The organism is Gelidibacter maritimus (assembly GCF_014062315.1).
In the GTDB taxonomy this organism is placed as follows: Bacteria; Bacteroidota; Bacteroidia; order Flavobacteriales; family Flavobacteriaceae; genus Gelidibacter; species Gelidibacter maritimus.
In genome coordinates this window covers 343,879-363,725 of record NZ_JACGLT010000003.1, presented here as the reverse complement: position 1 = coordinate 363,725, position 19,847 = coordinate 343,879, and the positions used below count along the sequence as shown (strand labels likewise).

Below are 19,847 nucleotides of genomic sequence, written 5' to 3'. Positions count from 1 at the left end.
TATTTTAAAAATGAAACATTTTAAGACCCTTTTATTTGCAGGACTACTTTTTATTGGAGCAACCAGCTTCACTAATGCACAAAGTAAAATTGCTCATATCAACACGCAAGAGCTAATTAAATCAATGCCAGCAATGAAAAGTGCTCAAGCAGAATTAGAAAAACTGCAAAAAACTTATGAGACCGAAATTCAAGCCATGGCCACTGAACTTCAAAACAAAATGAAGCAATATCAGGCTGAGGTTGAAAGTAAGACTGATGAGGAAAATGCCAAACGTTCTCAAGAAGTACAAGGCATGCAACAGAGCATTCGTGAATTCCAGAATACTGCACAGCAAGATCTTCAAAAGAAAGAATTTGACTTGTTAAAGCCGATTACGGATAAAGCTGAAGCATCCATCCAGAAAGTTGCAAAAGCGCAAGGTTTTCAATATGTATTGGATTCTTCACCTGGTTCTGGTGTAATCTTAGCTGAAGGGAAAGACCTTACGGCAGACGTTAAAAAAGATTTAGGATTCTAAACCTAATTCAGTTCTTAACAAAAAATATTTTGAAAAGCCACTTTTAATAAGTGGCTTTCCTATTTTTGTACCATGAGCACACAACCAATTGGCATCTTTGATTCGGGTATTGGTGGGACTTCTATTTTTAAGGAAATAAAGGCCCTGCTGCCTCATGAGCATACCATTTATTTGGCCGATAGTTTCAATGCCCCTTACGGCAATAAAATGAAACAGGAAATTATTGGCTTGAGTATTAAGAATACAGAATTATTGATCCAAAAAAACTGCAAGCTTATTGTTGTGGCTTGCAATACAGCAACCACCAATGCCATCACCATTTTAAGAGCTTCCTATGATATTCCCTTTATAGGCATTGAACCGGCTATCAAACCTGCTGCCTTAAGTACTCAAACAAAGGCCATCGGTATTTTGGCAACTAAAGGAACGCTGAGCAGTGAGTTATTCCATAAAACTACCGATCCGTACAGACACGGTATTAAAGTGATTGAACAAATTGGTGAAGGTATTGTCACACTTATCGAAGACGGCAAAACAAATAGCGATGAAATGAGAATCTTACTGCAAACCTATCTCAAACCCATGCTCGAAGCTGATATCGATTATTTGGTCTTAGGTTGTACGCATTATCCTTATCTCATCCCAATTCTGTTAGACCTATTGCCCAAGCATGTAAAAATCATCGATTCAGGGCAAGCCGTAGCACGTCAAACCAAAACCGTATTAGAACAACATCAAATTCTAAATACAGGGTCTACAAGCGGTAATAATCAATTTTTCACCAATGGGAACATTGACGTTTTAAATGATATTTTAGATGGAAAATATAAGGTTCAAAACCTAAAATTCTAAAATACGGCCTTATTTTAATTACGAATTTCTGATTATACTGAACATTTTATATAAGAAAAATCGTCAGTCAACCTATGTCAGGGACGTACATAATTCTTGATTCTCTGTTCTATATTCTTTGTTCCTTATTCTCTGTTCCCTGTTTTCTATTCCTTATGCCTCCTTAAACCACCCTGAGTATTTAACATAGTTTTCCGCAATCCGATGGATTTCACCAGAGATCAACTCAGCGCTAATATCTTTTACTTTCTTGGCTGGGACACCAGCATAAATACTACCAGATTCCACTCGGGTATTTTTGGTGACTACCGCTCCAGCCGCAATAATACTATTGCTTTCCACAATACAGTCATCCATAACAATACTACCCATTCCAATCAATACATTATCATGAATGGTGCAGCCGTGCACAATGGCATTATGGCCTATGGAGACATTGTTTCCAATAGTGGTGGGCGATTTCTGATAGGTAGCATGAATGATGGCACCGTCTTGGATATTGACCTTGTTCCCGATTTTAATATAGTGGACATCACCACGAATAACGGCATTAAACCAGACACTGCATTGTGTCCCGATGGTCACCTCACCAACAATTGTGGCATTCTCGGCGATATAGCAATCGTCTGCTATTTGTGGATGTTTTCCGTTTACTGATGTTATGATTGGCATATGAATTCCTTTGAAAAAAGGAATCTCAGAAATATAACTGAGATTTCCTTTAGGTTAATGTTATTGCTTGATGATGGTGTTTTTCTGTAAAAAATTTAAAATATTTATAAAATAGAACTTCCAAAATGAGATTCGTGCCTGCGCAGGAATTTGTTACTTAAAATAAGACAATAATTTTGATTTTTTGGAAGCAGACACCATAATTTGTTTACCGTTGCTCAACTCTACGCTTCCACCCTTCCCTTTTATATATTTTACAATTTCGTTTACATTCACCAAATAAGATTTATGAACTCTTGCAAAACCAGAGTCCTTTAAAGCATCTTCAAAATACTTTAAGGTTTTGCTGACCAGTTTTTTCTTATTACTAATCAAATAAATTTCGGTATAATTATCATCGGCTTTACAATAGAGAATATCCGTGGTATTCAATACCTCAAAACCTTCTTGTGTTGGAATACTGATTTTCCCGTCAATGTTTTTCGTTTTTGTCACCAGTACCTCATCTTGTAAGGCCGCTTCTTTAGTTCTAATTTCGGTCACATAATCTACTGCTTTTATCAATTCATCAATGGAAATGGGCTTCATCAAATAATATGATGCATGGGCATTTAAGGCCTCTATTGCATAATGGTTGTAAGCGGTTACAAACACAGTTTCAAAATTGACGTCACCTACCCTGTCCAACAAATCAAAGGCATTGCCATAAGGCATTTCAACATCTAAGAACACCAAGTCCAAATCTTGATTTCTAATCAGTACCAAAGCCTCTTCTACAGTGGCTGCTTCACCTAAAACAATCACATTTGGACAATATTTCTGGAGGTAATTCTTTAGAATTTCCCGGCTGGTCTTTTCATCTTCTACAATAATTGATTTTAATTTCATACGTAAAACGTTGGGAGTTGGTAGCACGAAGTCAGGAGTGAGAATTAGGGCTCTTTACAACACTGCTTTAGCTTTATATTAGTAATTTGTTTCTTTAACAATATTCATTCTCAGGTTTCATCCTTTATGCTTGAACCTATGAGCTTTTAGTCTTTCCTCAGCGTCACCACCACTTTGGTCCCGACATCTTCAGCATTTTGGAAGTTATCCACATAAACATCAATTTTATCTTTATACATTTCATTTAAAATGGCAACACGTTTTTTGATGTTTCCCATCCCTTTTGAATTTTGTTTCTTCTGATTCTCGGTTTTTAATGTTTTTGAGCGCGCTCTACCAATCCCATCATCGGCAATGGTAATCGAAATTTCAGAAATACTCTTTTTCCGAATACTAATATCCAAATGTCCTTTCTCCAACTTGTAGCGCAATCCATGCCATACCGCATTCTCCACATAAGGTTGCAAGAGCATTGGTGGAATCTGGTATTCGTCAACCGCAATCGATTCATCTACGCTAATAGAATAATCAAATTTATCACTAAACCTAAAATGCTCCAATTTTGTATAAAGCTCCAAAAGCTCTATTTCCTTTTCTAGCGGAATAAAATCTTCATCACTATTCTCCAAAACGGCACGCATCAATTGTGAAAAATCAGAGAGGTATTTATTGGCGGTTCGCTCATCATTGGAAGCAATAAAACTATTGACGGAATTTAAGGCGTTAAAAATAAAATGGGGATTCATCTGACTTCTTAATGATTTCAAGGCGAGCAGATTATTGGCCAATCGTTGTTGTTTAATGTATTTGTACATAAAATATGCAGTGACCAATAGGAGCAAAACGCCACCAACGAGTGAATATATTATGAGTTCCTGTCGTTTATTTCGCTCGATTGTCAGTTGAAAGAGGCTTTCAGATAGTTTTTTATCACTTTCTAAAGTGGTGATCCGATTTTGTTTTTCCGTAATACTTCTATTAAAACGTGCGGCTTGAGAGAGCTCCTGTTCTTTTTTGATGTAAAGTTCATCAACAACCTCGGTATAGGCTTTATAGGCATCCAGCGCCATCTTATAATCTCCAGCGTCATAATAAACATCCGATAGCTTTCGCCGGGCATCTTTTTCAACGATTAAATCCTCTTTTTTATTGGCCTCCTTGATACTTTTTTCCAAATATGGAATGGCACTATCATAGTCTTTTTTAGCAAAATAGGCACTTCCGATTTTATAATTTTGTTTTTGTGAGGTCAGCGGACTTTCATTGTCCAACAAAGATTCTTTTTCAATGGTTTCAATATCTTTCAAGGCTTCCTTGCGCAATTCAATTTCATCATTGTATAATCTATTGGTATTTTGAAAATCGGCAACGGTCACCTTTTCTTTAACCGAACGTGTTTTATTTTCTTTAGAAGCTAAACTGAGGGCATTTTGAAAATAGCCTTGTGCTTGGTTTGCTTTACCTGAAATATTATAGGTCTGTGCAATTTTAGAATTAAGATCAGTGATTTTAGGGTTGATGCGATGTTTTTGCGCAACAGCAAGTCCCTTTTTATAGTTCTCAATGGCCTTATCATATATTTTAATCGCCACATAAGTATCACCAAGCCCCTCATATAAGGTAATTTGCTGCCAATTGGACAGACTGTTGGTGTTTAAGTCTTGGTATTGAGCCAGACTTTCCTGATAGCTTTTATTGTCTCGATAGGCCGCCGCCAATTTTAAATGGACCTCATTGGCATCAGAATTTTGGAGGCTAATACGATAATTGGACACGGCTAAATCATACTGTTTCCAATGCACATAAACGTCAGCCAAAACTTCGTAGGCATCTGCATTTTCTTTAGAAGATGTACTCTGCAACAATGCCTCTGTAATGAATTGAATACTCTTTTCGGCATCTTTCTTTTGATAAGCAACAGCCGAATCAATAAGTGCATTAAAACTCTGTTCGCTTTGTTTAAATTGTGGGATTGAAAATGATTCCTGCAGTGCCGGTTTTACCTTAACTGCAATCCGCTCATTACTGGTAATGGTGTAATAAACGGTTTCAAAATCTTTATGCCTGATAACCAGTTCATCACCTTTTTTAACTTGGATTCGAAACTCCCCATCACTGTCCGTAACTGTGTAGGCGCCACCATTGACCTCAATATTGACTTTTGCAATAGGCTTGTACGTATCACTTTCTCTAACTGAACCTCTTACCGTGAATCTATACTGATTATTTTCGTTTTCCTGTGCTTGGATGTGCTGCGTTGTAACACTCAGAATTATAATCAAGAAATATTTAAGAATCTTTTGCATGTCTTTTTAACGGATTAAAAGTACTTGTTTTATCTCACTAATTAAAACACGTATGCATAACTCTTATCACCGTTTAAACAATATTGAGGAGATAACTAAGTGGAAAGAACACTTCACTAAATAATAGCATCTCTTGGCGCATTTCGGCTTTTTAAATAAAAACTTTATAAAGTAGTAAAAAAGAATGTAGGCTTAAAACCAAACGAAAACAGCTATTTCACAGAGAGTATTACAATGAAGATTTTAAAACTGAATAATATAATCTGATTTCCTTAAAGGTATGATGACTTAGTTGATTGCGGGACATGCACAATCATACTTCTTCTTTCGACAATTAAAATTGTAGCCAAGGGTCAATTGATGAAAACCGCCATTATTAAAAACCACAGAATTTGCTTGATAAGAGTAGGTATAGGCAAAGACAAAGTTCTTATAATCTACACCCAAAAAAGGTGTAAAATATTGCAACTTCTGACTACTCACACCCGGTCCATTCGCAAATTCAGCTCCATCCAAGCTTCTTCTATATGAAATACCGCCCCATAATTTACCGAATTCCATTTCTTTGTAGACTTTTGCATTCACATCAATAGAAGCTTCTTTTGTTCCATCTCTATATAAAAACATCAGAGAAGGCTCATAGCTCCAATCACTACCAAATTTGGAAAATACGTTTCCAACGCTAAACAATAAAGTTCTTAAATTATCATACTTGAAGATGCCATTGGCATTAGAATTGACGCCATCGTTATTTAATAGGTTTTTAACCGTAGCATGTGCATAAAAGTTGATAAAGTGATATGAAAATCCAAAATCAATATTAAAATTGGTAGCACTTTGTTCGATACCCGAGATCAATGGATCAAAACCTTCATCTAAAAATGTCGTTTCATCCAATTTATATTGAATGGCACCGGCACTCAACCCGAAGGAAAGCATATTCAAGTCAATTTCATTACGAGAAAACATCAAGTGGTGGGCGTAGGTCAGGTAGGCTCCTGTTTGAGAGTGGTAGCCGTTTTTATCATTATAAACAATGGCACCCACGGCAGAAGGCGACTCTCCAATGCGGCTATGCACACTCATGGTTTGCAGTGCTGGAGCATTATCCTGACCAAACCATTGTTTCCTTGCCGTCAACCTTATCTTGGCACAATTTGCGACACCTGCCATAGACGGGTGTATCAAATAATAATTATCGGTTAAATAATCTGAATATATCGGTAATCCTTCTTGTGCTTTACTAAATTGCGCCACCAAAACCGCGAAAATTAGCAAATAAAATTTTTTAAACTTCATATTTATCATACTTTTCAAGATAAAATCGACTTAAAATCTGTGGACACCATCGTAAGTTCGTCGATAAACGCTACGCTACTGCGGATAGTAACACCTACTAAAAATGTCGATATACTTGAGCAGCATTTTGTAAGGGCAAATATATAAATTTCTATACTTGATTTCCCATCTATACTAAATTAATAGGAATGCACGCCGCATCAGACTAAATCCGTCTGATGGGGAATAGTTAGGATGATATCACTTAATTTTTAACCATTTAAAGCAAAAACAGACGTTTAATTCGTTGTATACGTAAGATTAATATCATTTTCAAAATAGCTGGGTTTACCCTTTAGATTCCTTATTTTTGCATAAAGAAATGAATCCATGCAAACGACAACTATTTCCATACAAAAAACCAGCAATCCTACAATTGTAAAATTTGAGGCTGATACGTTTTTGACCAATTATGAAAGTTTTGAATTCAGTAATATTGATGAAGCCGGAAACTCTCCATTAGCGCAACAACTATTTTATCTGCCATTTATAAAAAAAGTGTATATCTCAGGTAACTTCATTGCTTTAGAACGCTATGATATTGTGGAGTGGGAAGATGTACAAGACGAAGTTGCGCAACAAATTGAACAGTATATCAATAACGGAAACGCAGTAGTAACCGAAGAGACTATAAAAAAGAAAGGGCCTGTTTCAGTTTATGCTGAAAGCACTCCAAATCCTGCAGCTTTAAAGTTTGTTGTCAATAGACCATTAGTGGCAACTTCTTATGAATTTGTTTCTATTGAAGATGCCAGATACTCTCCTTTAGCTACAGAGTTATTCCATTTGCCATTTGTAAAACGCGTTTATTTTGATGAGAATTTTATTTCTATCACTAAACACGATGTGGCGGATTGGGGAGAAATTACGACAGAATTGCGAGAGTTTATCAAGCAATATATTGAAAGTGGCAAAGAAATTATATTGGCAGATGCGCCTAAAGCCCTTAAAAAAACTGAAAGTCAGACTGAGGCCAAATTTGAAGAATATGATGATATTTCAAAAGAAATAATTACGATCCTTAATGAATACGTGAAACCTGCTGTTGCCAGTGATGGAGGGAATATTGAGTTCAAATCTTATGATCCAGCAACCAAAAGAGTGAGCGTCATCTTACAAGGTGCCTGTAGCGGTTGCCCTTCTTCCACATATACTTTAAAAAATGGTATTGAGACGATGCTCAAGGAAATGCTCAAAGATAATCATCTGACAGTAGAAGCTATTAATGGTTGATTTTAATATATTATTCTTATCTTTAAGAAGATAAAACGAATATTAATTTAAAACCCATAAAAATGGCAGTATTAAAAGTTATTGAAATATTATCAAGCTCAGATAAAAGCTGGGAGGACGCAACAAAAAATGGCGTAACCCATGCTTCTAAAACACTAAAAAACATTAAATCCGTATATGTTAAGGATCAGAGCGTAACCGTCAAAAACAATGAGTTGGCGCAATATCGGGTCAACTTGAAAATAACGTTCGAAGTTGATTAAATCCTTCAATAGCGCTTTTTTTAAGCGCTATTTTTTTTGCTATGAGTGTTCCAACAAGTGTTCTCATTTGTGTAGTTGCTCTGGAACACTCTTATTTCTTCATTCTATAAATTTCTTTATGGACAACACCCCAAGGCATCAAAAGGTTTAGATTAAAATTCAGAGTATTTCCTGAAAACCGAACAATGATTGCTGCCCGCCAAAGTTTGTACAATATCTATTTGAACGCTTCCTCTATTAGTATTTTCTATTTAATTTGTAGTGTGCTTACTGGAATCCATGGCAGTTATTCTACTAAAAAATTATAACGATTTTATAGGTTTTATGCACCTGTATCTCTGACACTAAATTCTTTAATGTTTTCATAAAAGACGTATTCCTTTGTGTTTTCACTTTGATAATTTATAACTTCGTAGCTTAACATTAAAAGCATAAAATTACATATGAAAGTACAACATTGGATTGATAAAGGTTATGAGTTGATAATTAACTTTGGACCAAAAGTTCTAGCAGCCATTTTAATATGGATTATTGGGTCGTGGGTCATAAAACTACTTTTGAAAGGCGTTGAAAAGGGAATGCAAAAAGGCAATTATGAAATTAGCCTTCAAAAGTTCTTACTCAACCTTTTATACTGGTCTTTAAAAGTAGTATTAATTGTAGTTGCATTAGGAACGATTGGCATTGAAACAACCTCTTTTGCCGCAATTATAGCAGCTGCGGGCTTAGCATTAGGATTGGCTCTACAAGGCTCTCTCGCCAATTTTGCTGGAGGCGTATTGATCTTGATTACAAAACCATTTAAAATCGGTGATTTTATTAGTGCACAAGGAGTGGATGGTACGGTAAAGGAAATTTCAATAATCAACACAAAACTATTGACCGTTGGAAATCAGTTGGTGATATTACCTAATGGAAAATTATCAAACGACAATATTACGAACTATTCATCGGAAGGCATTAGAAGAGATGCCATTACGTTCGGTATCAGTTACGATAGTGATATTAAATTGACCAGAGACACGATTTTAGAATTGGTCAATGAGCAGCCAGAAGTCATACAGGATGAAGGCAAACAGCCAATGATGGTGGTTACGGAATTGGCCGATAGCTCTGTCAATCTGTCCTTGCGTTTTTGGGCTAAAAACTCTGATTTTTGGGGGTTACACTGGAAATTTATTGAAGAGGGTAAAATACGCTTGGAAGCAGCTGGAGTTGAGCTCCCTTTCCCACAGCGCGATGTCCATATAATCAAGGATTCTTAAGATTTAGTTCCAATAAAATCCTTTAAATAAAAAGGCTCAAAATAGGCGACATCTTCCATGTCGCCTATTTTGTATTTATCAAAAGCTAATCTTCCCATCTCATTTGCTGAAGGGAGTTTGTTTTCTATAAAGACAGCATTCGGATGGGTTATAATGTCTTTCGTCTTTTCAACACCATTTCCTACAAAATAAACTTTGGACTGTTCTAAAAACTCATGAAAACTATCCTCATTTAAAACCTGGGCTTGTATAGCTCTCATTGGTTTGTACGTGGCATCATATACTGCTGCATAAACTTCCATTCTACGGGCATCAAGCATGGGCACAATGAACTCTGACGCTATTTGAACCTGATGTGATAAAGCCTCTAAAGTGTCTACAGAAATCAGAGGTTTATCCAAAGAAAAGCACAGTCCCTTTGCCGTTGACACGCCAATACGTAAGCCCGTATATGACCCTGGCCCTTTACTTACTGCAATAGCAGCAACATCCTGTGGTTTTATTTGAGCCTCGTTAAAGACCGAATCTATAAATAGATGTAAGGACTCTGCATGAGAGTATTTCGAATTATAATCCTCTTTTAAGGCTATAATCTCACCTTCTTTAGAAAGAGAGACAGAGCAATTGGTTGTAGCAGTTTCTATATTTAATATATATGACACTCTAAATCTCTTTAAGGCTATTTATTTCTTTCTTCGCCCTTTACTTCAATTTTATCGCCTGACTTCAATGTCTTGGAGACAACATTATAAGGACCAGTAATAATGACATCGCCAGCATCTAAACCAGAAAGAATCTCAATATTGGCATCATCTTGGATACCAGTGGTTACAACTCTTAGTTTTGCTTCGTCATTATTTTTTACAAAAACGCACTCAAACTTTTCCTCGCTTCCAATCCTTGGTGCCGTAACTTCGCCATCACCTATCGCCTTGTCGTAAGGGGTTTTAACAGAAGACGTATCTGTTTTAATTACAATGGCACTGATTGGCACAGCAACCACATCATTTTGTCGTTTGGTAATAATATCAACAGTTGCGGTCATTCCTGGACGGAACGGCGAAAAATTCTCACCTTTTCCTTCACTTAAATCCTGATACGACTCTTCAAGTATTCTAACTTTCACTTTAAAATTGGTTACTTGATCTGCCGTAAGTGCTCCAGCTGCTGAATTGGCAATGGCCGTTACAACGCCTTTGAATTCTTTTCTTAAATAGGCATCGACCTCAACAATGGTAGAATCGCCTATTTGCACTTTAACAATATCATTCTCGTTGACATCAATTTCAACTTCCATATTGTTTAAATTGGCAACCCTTAAAATTTCAGTACCTGCCATTTGCTGTGTTCCTACAACCCGCTCTCCCAATTCCACATCCAATTTAGAAATGGTACCGCTCATAGGGGCATATATAGTGGTTCGGTTCAAATTATCCCGAGCCTCACTTACAGAAGCGCTGGCACTCTGAACATTATAATAGGCTGATTGGCGGTTGGCTTGGGCAATCTCATAAGCTGAAACGGCTTTATCCCATTCGGATTTGGAGATGATCCCTTTTTCAAAAAGCTGTTTGTTCCTTTCATAGCTTAATTTAGCTTCTCTCAGGGAGGCTTCAGCTTGTTCTAATCCTGCTTTTATATTTTGATAGGTGGCCTGACTTCTGTTAACGGCAGATTGAATAAGGTCAGGATTCACCCTTACCAACAAGTCGCCCTTCTTGACCTGTTGACCTTCCTTAAACGGGAGATCAATGATTTCTCCTGAGACTTCACTGGAGATTTTCACTTCAATCTCTGGTTGTATTTTACCTGTTGCAGAAACTTTTTCCACAATATTCATAAGGACTACCTCTTGAGTTTCAACCTCTTTAAAGTTACCCGTTTTACCAAACCAACCCGCTTTTTTTCCTACAATCAATACCAAGATTAGGAGTACCACTGCGGATATTACGATTATTGTTGTTTTTTTGCTCATAACGGTTATTGTATTGGTAATGCTCTATATACTAATAGGTCATCAATGATTAAAATTTCAATTCCATCGCAGGAATTCCAAAATATAGCTCAAGAACTTTCAATTTGAAAATATAGTCATATTTTGCGCGATTCAGCTCTATTTGAGCATTATCAAATTTAACTTTCGACTGACTAAACTCAAATGCGTTGGTAATTCCGACATCGTAACGCTCTTTAGCGTAATTATAAGCCAGTTCTTGAGACTCTAATGCCGACTGTGCTGCTTCATAAGATTTGAAGGCGCCTTTAGCGTCAACATAAGCCTGATAAACGGTTGATTCCAAATCTAATTGGGCTTGCTCCAATTGGTTTTTACTGCGTTCTAAATTAATCTGATTTCGTTTGACATTGCTCTTTACGGAAAACCCATTAAGAATCGGAATGTTTAAAGAAAGCCCATAAGAGATACCATCATTTTGTGATAGTTGATCGAAAAATGGATCAGCACCAACTTCTTGAGTGATTGTATTTGGGAATTCTCCAATAACAGATTGTCCCGTACCTTCAACAACACCTATTTCTCTTGTAATGACAGGGTTGTTTGGATCAGGACTTTGAATAAAAGAGGAGGTGCTTGAGTATCTCGTATCATAACCAAAAAACGCTGACAACGTAGGATAGTATGCGCTCTTTGCAATTTGAACATCCTTTTCTGCTAAGGCTACATTTTGTTCAGCTATTTTTATTTCCGCTCTATTCTCTTTTGCGTTTTCAACAACTTCATAAACGCTTTTCTCTGAGATACCTTCATCTACAATATCATAACCTTCATCTTCAATATCAAAGTTTTGATAATCTTTAATTAATAATAGTTGTGCCAAACTGATCAAGGACACCTGGACTGCATTTTCGGCATTGACTATGGCTTGTCTTTCGCTAGCATCATTAGCCCTAATCTCAAGAATGTCGCCTTCTGGCAAAACGCCTGCTTCAACCAACTCCTGTGTTCTTTTTAACTGGTCTTTGGTAATTGTATTTTGTGAGGTTAAAACCTTTAAATTGGCCTTATTGAGAATGACCTGTAAATAGTTGTTGGCAACAAACAACGAGATATCGTCCTCCATTTTGTCCAATCGAAACTGGGCGGCCATTTTGGATATTTTAGCGCGCTGTAACTCTTTGAAATTCCTAAGTCCGTCAAACAAAGTATAGCCAACGTTCACTCGTCCTGAGGCGGATAAGAATGTCGTGGTCTGTGCTTGGTTGGTTAATGGGTTAAAACCTAAACCTGTATTTTCTGAAACATTTGCCCCCATACTCACCTGTGGCAGAAAGCTACCAATAGCTTGCATATTTTCGATATCCGTCAGCTCTAAGTCCAAAAGACTTTGCTTTACCGAGATATTATTTTCCAAAGCGTGGGCCACACATTCCTTGAGCGTCCATTTTTTTACTTGTGCCTGAGAACTTACCGCAATGAGGACAAGAACTATAAGAATTGATTTTTTCATAATTAAAATATAAGTCTATCGATTATTTAAAGTGTTACACCTAAAAGAGATTATTTCTTTTGGGCATAATCAGGAATGCCTTGAACTTGATTCCATACTTTTATTTTAACCGATTTATTAATGCCGCTTTTCACTTGAACAAAAATGCCATCACTAATACCTAATTCCAGATCTCTGCGTTCAAATTTCTGATCGGCCACCATGACTTCAACAAAGGGCTTTTGTGTTTGCGGATCAAATTGGACTAAGGCCTCATTAATAGCCAAAACGGCGTCTGCTCTATCCAGGATAATGGAGGCATTAGCACTTAGGCCAGCTCTGATAAAGGTAGAATCAATCGATTTTAAAGTACCTTTAATCTCAAATTGAATCGCACCATTTTCAACAACACCTTTTGGAGCGATATAATCTAAAACCGCATCAAACTTTTTATCTTCAATGGCGCCAACTGTGATTTCAAGTGGTAGCCCTTCCTTGATTTTTCCAACTTCACTTTCGTCAACTTTACCTTCAAAAATCATTTTTTTGACGTCGGCCAATGATGCAATTGAAGTTCCTTCATTGAAATTATTCGCCTCAATAACTTGGTTTCCTTCCTTGACTGGCACATCCAGAACCATCCCAGAAACCGTTGCTCGCACCTGAGTCTGTGCAATATTGCCCAATCCACTCGTGGTTCCGGTCTTGACTATGTCATAATTTTGACGTGCCGAATTCAAGTTGATTTCAGCCTGTTCAACACTTTGTTTGGTTTGTAAATAAGTGTTTTTGATCCCTTCAAAATCGTTTGCCGAAATTACCCCCTTGTCAAACAATGCTTTTTGACGGTCATAATTAGTTTGTTGGGTCTGTAGGTTGATTTTTGCTGTCTGCAATGCCGTTTGACTTGAAGAGATATTGTTTTTAGCACTTGTTAAGGATGACACATTTGGAATCACTCTAATCTGCGCAATCAAATCACCAGCGTTAACATATTCACCTGCTTCAATAAACACTTCTTCAATAACCCCCGAAATATTTGATTTAATAAGCACTTCATCTTTAGGCACAATATTACCAGTGGCTACCGTTTTTACAACTATAGTCTGTTCCACAGGTACGTCAGTGGTATAGGTAACAGGATCTTCCTGGTTTTTCTTCCACAAATAAATTAATGCAATTGCAAATACTGCAACGATAAGTCCTAAAATAATGACGGTTTTTGTTCTTTTCATTTGATCGTTTTTACTGTTTTTTATAGGTCAAATGGTGCACCTCAAAAAAGATTTGGAGCCTATACTTTAATCTTGAGAAGGTGATGCATTTGATGATTTTTCTTCTATTTATTCTATTCTTAAGGCGTCTACTGGTTTCATTTTTGTTGCACTATTGGCTGGTATCAATCCTGCCAACAATCCTGAGACAACTAAGATAAAAAGTGCGATAAACACCACCGACATACTCACGCTCGGATTTGCAAAATTCTCAACCGGGCCATTCATATCCAAGGCATAATTAAGTCCATAAATAACCGCAGCTGCAAAAGAAATTCCTACCATTCCTGATAAGATAGTCAGGATTAAACTTTCTTGTAGAATTTGTGATTTGATGGTCCAGGGCGCAGCACCCAAAGCTCTTCTGACCCCAATTTCTTTGGTTCGTTCCTTTACTACGATGAGCATGATATTACTAATTCCAATAATGCCTGACATCAAGACAAGAGCCCCCACAAAATAACCTACAAAACTTAAAATAGAGAATAGACCATTAACCCGCCCAAAAGCTTCAGCAAGATCAAAATTGCCAATGGCACGGTCATCTTCAGGATGTACTTTCCGTCGGTTCTTTAAGCTTTCTATTATTTGAGGCTTTAGGCTTGTAATATTGGTTTCATCATGTGCAGTTACGGCCAACCATCCCACATTGTCAGCAAAGTTGAAGGCTTGTCCAAACGTGGTAAAAGGCACAAAGATAGTGTTGGCATCTTCTTCCTTATCCCCTTGGCTATTGCTCACTTTAAAGGTACCTATCACCATAAAGTTAACACCATTTATCTTTATATAAGTTCCTAAAATTTCTTCATCCTTATCGTACATGCCCTTAACTACCCCTGTTCCAATAACACAAACCTTACGTTTGGCATTTATATCAGAATAACTCACAAAACGACCTTGGAGAATATCCATAGGCTGCTGCTTGATAAACTCGGGATAATCACCATTGACTTGAAAAGCTCCTGTTTTTGTCCCTCTAATGACATTATTTGCACCACTGTAGCCCCCCAGTTGGTTACGAGGTGATACATATTTAAGTTGTGGAAAATCGTTTTTTAAGCTCGCTACATCATCCAATTTAAAGTTGAATCGGCGTCCTTTTGGTAGCCCTTTGTAGGGTTTTGAAGTTTGCTGTGTCCAAATGAACATGGAGTTGGTAGCAAAATTACCAAATCCTGAAGTCACCCCGTTTTTTAGGCCATTGGTCAGTGCCAATAAAAGCACTAAAATTGTGATGCCCCAAAACACACCAAATGCAGTCAACAAAGTTCTGAACTTATTTGCATTTAAAGCTTCCAATATTTCGTCCCAACGGTCTCTGCTAAACATATTATTCGTCTCTTAGTGCTACAATAGGTTTAATTTTAGCGGCGTGATAGGCAGGTATAAATCCGGCAATAGCACCCGCAAACACCAATACAAAAACAGTGGTCAATGCGGTATTGAAATCTACTTGTGGATATTTTATAAAGTCGCTTTCTATGAGTGGCCCCACCAGTTCAAGAAGTCCAAGACCGGCAATTAGCCCGAAAAGTCCTGAGAACATGGTTACAAAAATGGATTCCTGAAGAATCATGACTACAATTGACATTGGCACAGCACCCAAAGCCTTCCGAATACCAATTTCCTTGGTACGTTCCTTCACAATAATGAGCATGATATTTCCGACCCCGACGACACCTGCAATGATGGTACCAATACCTACAAACCAAAATACCGCTTTAATGGTATCTACTAACGAATATATCTTTCTTGCTTCCTCTAAAGTGTTGTTCACGCTAACAGCACTGATATCATCTGGAGCAATAATATGAGTTTGTTTAATGTCTTGTTCTATTCCCATGGACACTTCCTCCGATCGCTTTACAGCTGCGTCAAAATTATCAGACATCTTTACGGTATAGGTCATGTTCCTGATATTGTTTCCTCCATTAAATGCCCTTTGCGCCGTAGTTATGGGCATCATCACTTTACTTTCATCCCGTTCTCCACCCGGATCATAGAACACGCCAATGACTTTAAAACTAACACCATAAATTGAAATGTCCTTGTTGATTGGATCTTCGCCCTTAAATAAATCTTGACTTACCTTATTCCCAATCACCGCTACTTTTTTAGCGCCCTCAACATCGGAGTAATTTAAAAATCGACCTTGGCTGACATCTGCATTTTCAATGAATTGGTTATCTGGTAAAACACCTTGAATCCTATAATTGCCTGATTCATTTTTATAATTAACCAATCCGCCCCAAATGGTATAGAAGGGCGATTTATATTCTAATTGATCATCGTATTTGTCCACAATGTCATTGAAGTCTTGATTTTTAAGCTGAATACGTCGTCCAGGATTTAATCCTTTATATTCTTTGGTGGTAACGCCAGTCCATACCGAAATACTATTGGCGGCATCTCTCTCAAATTGCGAAGTAACGCCATTTTGAATACCGGAACTGAAACCTAAAAGGATAACCAAAATAAAAATACCCGAGGCAACAGATAAACCAGTTAAGAACGTACGAAGCTTATTTTTATTTAAACTTTCAAAAATTTCTTGCCAACGTTCAATATTAAACATACTGAGAAGCTCTTACTTGTTCTACGAAATTATCATCAATGATGACCCCGTCTTTTAAATTGACAATACGCTTGGTCATATTTGCAATATCGAGCTCATGGGTGACAATCAATATTGTCTTCCCGTCATCATTTATGCCTTGAATAAGATCCATAACTTCATGTGAGGTTTTGGTGTCCAAAGCGCCAGTCGGCTCATCAGCGAGCAATACTTTTGGATCACTTGCCAAGGCTCTGGCAATAGCCACACGCTGTTTTTGTCCACCGGATAACTCATTGGGTAAATGATGAGACCAGGGAGCCAACCCTACTTTGTCAAGATAATACATTGCTTTTTCAACACGCTCTTTTCGGTTGACACCTTGATAATATAAGGGTAGCGCCACATTATCTAAAGCCGATTTATAATTGATAAGATTAAAAGATTGGAAAATAAATCCTAAAAATTTATTCCTGTAGTTTGCAGCAATTTTCTCATTGAGATTTTTAATCGGAACATTATCAAGCGTGTATGAACCTTTATCGGCTTCATCCAACATCCCTAAAACATTCAAAAGCGTCGATTTACCAGAACCTGAAGAGCCCATAATGGAGACAAGTTCACCTTCTTTGACGTTAAAATTAATTCCTTTTAACACATGAAGTGAGTTTGAACCCATGTGGTAGGATTTGTGTAAATCTTTTATTTGTATCATATTAAGCCTGTTGCTTCTGCAATGTTACATAAATCAAGACTCGAAATATATTAACAAATTGTTAAGTCTATCCTGAATATGTAATAATAAGACTAAAGAGGAGAAGAATTGTTACACGAAAAAGCAAGTTTTACACTTTTTTCTTTCTATAGAACTTTGTGTACATCACTAATCCCATTCCAGCAACCAACACATAAGGAATGACCATTAAGTAAACAATCCCATCATTGACACCTTTTGCAGTAGATTGCCCATCTTCGCTTTCCAAAACCGCGCGACACATAGCGCATTGCGCATTGGTGGAAAAAAAAGTGAACAATGAGAACAGAATAAAGAAGACGCGAACTTTCATTTTAGACATAATAAGGTGAAATCAAAATGTAAATAATCACTCCAGAAACGGCAACATATAACCAGATTGGGAATGTAATACGCGCTATTTTTTTATGGCGTTCAATATTATTTGTTATTGCACGTACATAGGTAATCAGCACAAATGGAATGATTATAATTGATAATAATATATGTGAAATAAGAATGGAAAAATAGATATATCTCATGATGCCGTCACCTCCGTAAGGTGTAGAATCGCTGGTCATGTGATAGGCGATATACATTAATAAAAAAAGAACTGAGCAACCAATTGCAGTAGTCATCAACGTCTTGTGGAGTGCGATATTTTTTTTTCTAATTGCCACAAATGCGCTAATTAACAGCACGGCTGTAAGTCCGTTAATAGTGGCATAAATTGGCGGTAAAAACGTAAGTGGTTCCACATCAAAACCCATATCTCGTAAATTAACACCAAAAAGTGCAGCTACAATCAATGGGATAGCAATGGAAAGTAGGACAATCCATTTATTATATTTTTTCTCTGCTGTTCTATTAATTGTTTCCATTATTCCTTCAACAACTTTGCAATATCTTGTTTTAACCAAGTAATTTGCTGCTCCATACCAGCCTCATCTACTTTTTCCTCTTCTGAAATGATCCCGTTATAATAAATAATCGGACTGCCCTGAGCATCTGATCTTGATCTGATATATCCGTTTTTATCAATAAGCGCAAAATTACCAGAATGTTCAAATCCGCCATCTGCATTTTCATCTTTGGCGGTATAAAGGTAAAACCCTTCATTCGCTAACTTATATATCTCGTCAACATCTCCAGTCATCAAATGCCAATTAGGACTAGTGATCCCGTTTTGTTCAGCGTATGCCTTTAACACTTCAGGCGTGTCAATATGTGGCGTAATTGAAAAGGAGGCAATCCCAAAATCCTTTTCATTTGGAAAGGTGTTCTGGATGTCTACCATATTGGCATTCATTTTTGGGCATATACTTGGGCAGGTTGTAAAAAAGAATTCAAGCACATAAACTTTACCTTCGTAATCCTTATTGGAAACGGTGTTGCCATTTTGATCTGTAAAACTAAACTCCGGAACTTTTTTTCTAACGCCGTTGATTTCTATAAATTGTAAATCGGAAAGGGTTCCAGGTCGTTTTTTAGGATTATGATTGATGTCTTCGCTTCTACTTTCATCTCTTACCACATCTTTATTGCTGACTCGATCAATAATTTTTGGAACAAAGTAAATTCCAAAAAGAAGGATAATAAACGATACTCCCACATAAGAGTAATTAGTCTTCTTGCTCATTGTTAATACCTTTTAATTCATTTGCACGGCGTGTTGAAGAGTCAAAATTACCCTTACGTTTATCTCTATATTCAGTAAACAACACCCGTATATCTTCACTCATTTTATTTTTTATGATTGCAACCTCTACACCATCATAGGATGTCAAATCATATACTTCAGCATTTCTTTCACTTTCCATTTCTGTTCTATCATCCAATCGACCTCGCTGATTAAGGTCGCCATCCACAATAAAGACTCTTGAAGTTGAAAGGTTCTCATCTAAGGGTAGATCAGATTTCAAACTCGAATAAAGCTCCTGTATGTCCTCCTCTTCCAAAAAAACGAAATGCCAATACTTCAAATCTTCATGAGACTCTATTTCTTTTCTAAGTACTGGCAGATCCGATTTTGCCTCTGGAGCCATTATTGATACAACCTGGAACCTTTTAAATCCTTTGAACTTATCGTAAATCAATTGCTTTAGGTTAGAGGCTGCGGTGGCTCTCACCAACGGTGTCTTTCCGTAAAACGCCAACACTGTGATATGGTCTTGAAGTTCAACATCGGTGACTGATGCAATATCCTTAACGTTTTCTTTGATGACATCAAGCGCAATATAGTTATGCTTTGCGGGGTAGAGCATCAAAAGAAACGCCACAGGGAGAAAAAACAGGATGATTAGTACTGAATAGCGTTTAACAAGTTTCTTATTCATTTAAACATATTTGCACGATTAATACCAAATAAACATTCAAAAGTTTAATTAGTACAACACTCTTCCATCAGGCATATTTGGTTAATAAATATAGGCTGATTAACACAGGTGCAAAAATAAAAAAGACGGTTCATATAACCGCCTTTTTATCTATGTTTAACACTTAA

20 protein-coding genes are annotated in these 19,847 nt (G+C 37.0%); 5 read left to right on the top strand and 15 right to left on the bottom strand.

The window, feature by feature from the left end:
- Window positions 1-10: 10 nt before the first annotated feature.
- Both H3Z82_RS05975 and murI read left to right on the top strand, forming a co-directional pair.
- On the top strand, window positions 11-520 hold the full coding sequence (locus H3Z82_RS05975) for an OmpH family outer membrane protein (RefSeq protein ID WP_182203635.1): 510 nt from the start codon (window positions 11-13) through the stop codon (window positions 518-520).
- A 72-nt stretch (window positions 521-592) separates the two neighbouring features.
- Window positions 593-1,372 carry a glutamate racemase gene (gene murI / locus H3Z82_RS05970; protein ID WP_182203633.1) on the top strand — a complete coding sequence of 260 codons (780 nt, stop codon included), beginning with the start codon at window positions 593-595 and terminating at the stop codon, window positions 1,370-1,372.
- A 153-nt stretch (window positions 1,373-1,525) separates the two neighbouring features.
- Here the strand turns inward: murI and H3Z82_RS05965 are convergent, their stop codons facing one another.
- The 4 genes from H3Z82_RS05965 to H3Z82_RS05950 all read right to left on the bottom strand — a co-directional run bounded on the left by H3Z82_RS05965 (window position 1,526) and on the right by H3Z82_RS05950 (window position 6,537).
- The gene (locus H3Z82_RS05965; protein ID WP_182203631.1) at window positions 1,526-2,044 is read right to left on the bottom strand and encodes a gamma carbonic anhydrase family protein; all 519 of its coding nucleotides are present in this window, start codon (window positions 2,042-2,044) and stop codon (window positions 1,526-1,528) included.
- A gap of 153 nt (window positions 2,045-2,197) precedes the next feature.
- A complete protein-coding gene (locus tag H3Z82_RS05960) occupies window positions 2,198-2,932 on the bottom strand; it encodes a LytR/AlgR family response regulator transcription factor (protein WP_182203629.1) in 735 nt (244 codons plus the stop codon).
- A gap of 146 nt (window positions 2,933-3,078) precedes the next feature.
- Window positions 3,079-5,238 carry a histidine kinase gene (locus H3Z82_RS05955; protein ID WP_182203626.1) on the bottom strand — a complete coding sequence of 720 codons (2,160 nt, stop codon included), beginning with the start codon at window positions 5,236-5,238 and terminating at the stop codon, window positions 3,079-3,081.
- A 288-nt stretch (window positions 5,239-5,526) separates the two neighbouring features.
- Entirely contained in the window at window positions 5,527-6,537 is a 1,011-nt protein-coding gene (locus tag H3Z82_RS05950; RefSeq protein WP_182203624.1) for a PorP/SprF family type IX secretion system membrane protein, read from the bottom strand.
- 369 nt (window positions 6,538-6,906) lie between these two features.
- Between H3Z82_RS05950 and H3Z82_RS05945 the strand changes: the two genes are divergently transcribed.
- From H3Z82_RS05945 to H3Z82_RS05935, 3 genes are all read left to right on the top strand, one after another.
- Window positions 6,907-7,809 carry a NifU family protein gene (locus H3Z82_RS05945; RefSeq protein WP_182203622.1) on the top strand — a complete coding sequence of 301 codons (903 nt, stop codon included), beginning with the start codon at window positions 6,907-6,909 and terminating at the stop codon, window positions 7,807-7,809.
- A gap of 62 nt (window positions 7,810-7,871) precedes the next feature.
- The gene (locus tag H3Z82_RS05940) at window positions 7,872-8,072 is read left to right on the top strand and encodes a dodecin family protein (RefSeq protein WP_182203620.1); all 201 of its coding nucleotides are present in this window, start codon (window positions 7,872-7,874) and stop codon (window positions 8,070-8,072) included.
- A gap of 443 nt (window positions 8,073-8,515) precedes the next feature.
- Entirely contained in the window at window positions 8,516-9,337 is an 822-nt protein-coding gene (locus H3Z82_RS05935) for a mechanosensitive ion channel family protein (protein ID WP_182203618.1), read from the top strand.
- On the opposite strand, the gene tsaB is transcribed toward H3Z82_RS05935, so the two are convergent.
- From tsaB to H3Z82_RS05880, 11 genes are all read right to left on the bottom strand, one after another.
- Window positions 9,334-9,999 (bottom strand): tRNA (adenosine(37)-N6)-threonylcarbamoyltransferase complex dimerization subunit type 1 TsaB, encoded by a 666-nt coding sequence (gene tsaB, locus H3Z82_RS05930; RefSeq protein ID WP_182203616.1) that lies wholly within the window; start codon window positions 9,997-9,999, stop codon window positions 9,334-9,336. The genes H3Z82_RS05935 and tsaB overlap by 4 nt on opposite strands.
- Before the next feature lie 17 nt (window positions 10,000-10,016).
- Window positions 10,017-11,312, bottom strand: coding sequence for an efflux RND transporter periplasmic adaptor subunit (locus H3Z82_RS05925; protein ID WP_182203614.1), 1,296 nt, complete (start codon window positions 11,310-11,312; stop codon window positions 10,017-10,019).
- A 49-nt stretch (window positions 11,313-11,361) separates the two neighbouring features.
- Window positions 11,362-12,804: a TolC family protein gene (locus tag H3Z82_RS05920; RefSeq protein WP_182203612.1), complete on the bottom strand. Its 1,443-nt coding sequence runs from the start codon at window positions 12,802-12,804 to the stop codon at window positions 11,362-11,364.
- Window positions 12,805-12,854: 50 nt separating this feature from the next.
- A complete protein-coding gene (locus H3Z82_RS05915) occupies window positions 12,855-14,018 on the bottom strand; it encodes an efflux RND transporter periplasmic adaptor subunit (protein WP_182203609.1) in 1,164 nt (387 codons plus the stop codon).
- 108 nt (window positions 14,019-14,126) lie between these two features.
- Window positions 14,127-15,386: an ABC transporter permease gene (locus H3Z82_RS05910; RefSeq protein ID WP_182203607.1), complete on the bottom strand. Its 1,260-nt coding sequence runs from the start codon at window positions 15,384-15,386 to the stop codon at window positions 14,127-14,129.
- Between the two features lies 1 nt (window position 15,387).
- The gene (locus H3Z82_RS05905) at window positions 15,388-16,632 is read right to left on the bottom strand and encodes an ABC transporter permease (RefSeq protein WP_182203605.1); all 1,245 of its coding nucleotides are present in this window, start codon (window positions 16,630-16,632) and stop codon (window positions 15,388-15,390) included.
- Complete coding sequence (locus H3Z82_RS05900; RefSeq protein ID WP_182203603.1) at window positions 16,625-17,326, bottom strand: ABC transporter ATP-binding protein; 702 nt, start codon at window positions 17,324-17,326, stop codon at window positions 16,625-16,627. Before H3Z82_RS05900 ends, H3Z82_RS05905 begins: the two co-directional genes overlap by 8 nt.
- A 130-nt stretch (window positions 17,327-17,456) precedes the next feature.
- Window positions 17,457-17,687, bottom strand: coding sequence for a hypothetical protein (locus H3Z82_RS05895; protein WP_394368096.1), 231 nt, complete (start codon window positions 17,685-17,687; stop codon window positions 17,457-17,459).
- Window positions 17,680-18,225, bottom strand: coding sequence for a DUF420 domain-containing protein (locus H3Z82_RS05890; protein ID WP_182203601.1), 546 nt, complete (start codon window positions 18,223-18,225; stop codon window positions 17,680-17,682). The genes H3Z82_RS05895 and H3Z82_RS05890 overlap by 8 nt, the downstream gene beginning before the upstream one ends.
- On the bottom strand, window positions 18,225-18,983 hold the full coding sequence (locus H3Z82_RS05885; protein ID WP_182203599.1) for an SCO family protein: 759 nt from the start codon (window positions 18,981-18,983) through the stop codon (window positions 18,225-18,227). The genes H3Z82_RS05890 and H3Z82_RS05885 overlap by 1 nt, the downstream gene beginning before the upstream one ends.
- Window positions 18,967-19,680 (bottom strand): hypothetical protein, encoded by a 714-nt coding sequence (locus H3Z82_RS05880; RefSeq protein WP_182203597.1) that lies wholly within the window; start codon window positions 19,678-19,680, stop codon window positions 18,967-18,969. The genes H3Z82_RS05885 and H3Z82_RS05880 overlap by 17 nt, the downstream gene beginning before the upstream one ends.
- Window positions 19,681-19,847: the final 167 nt, after the last annotated feature.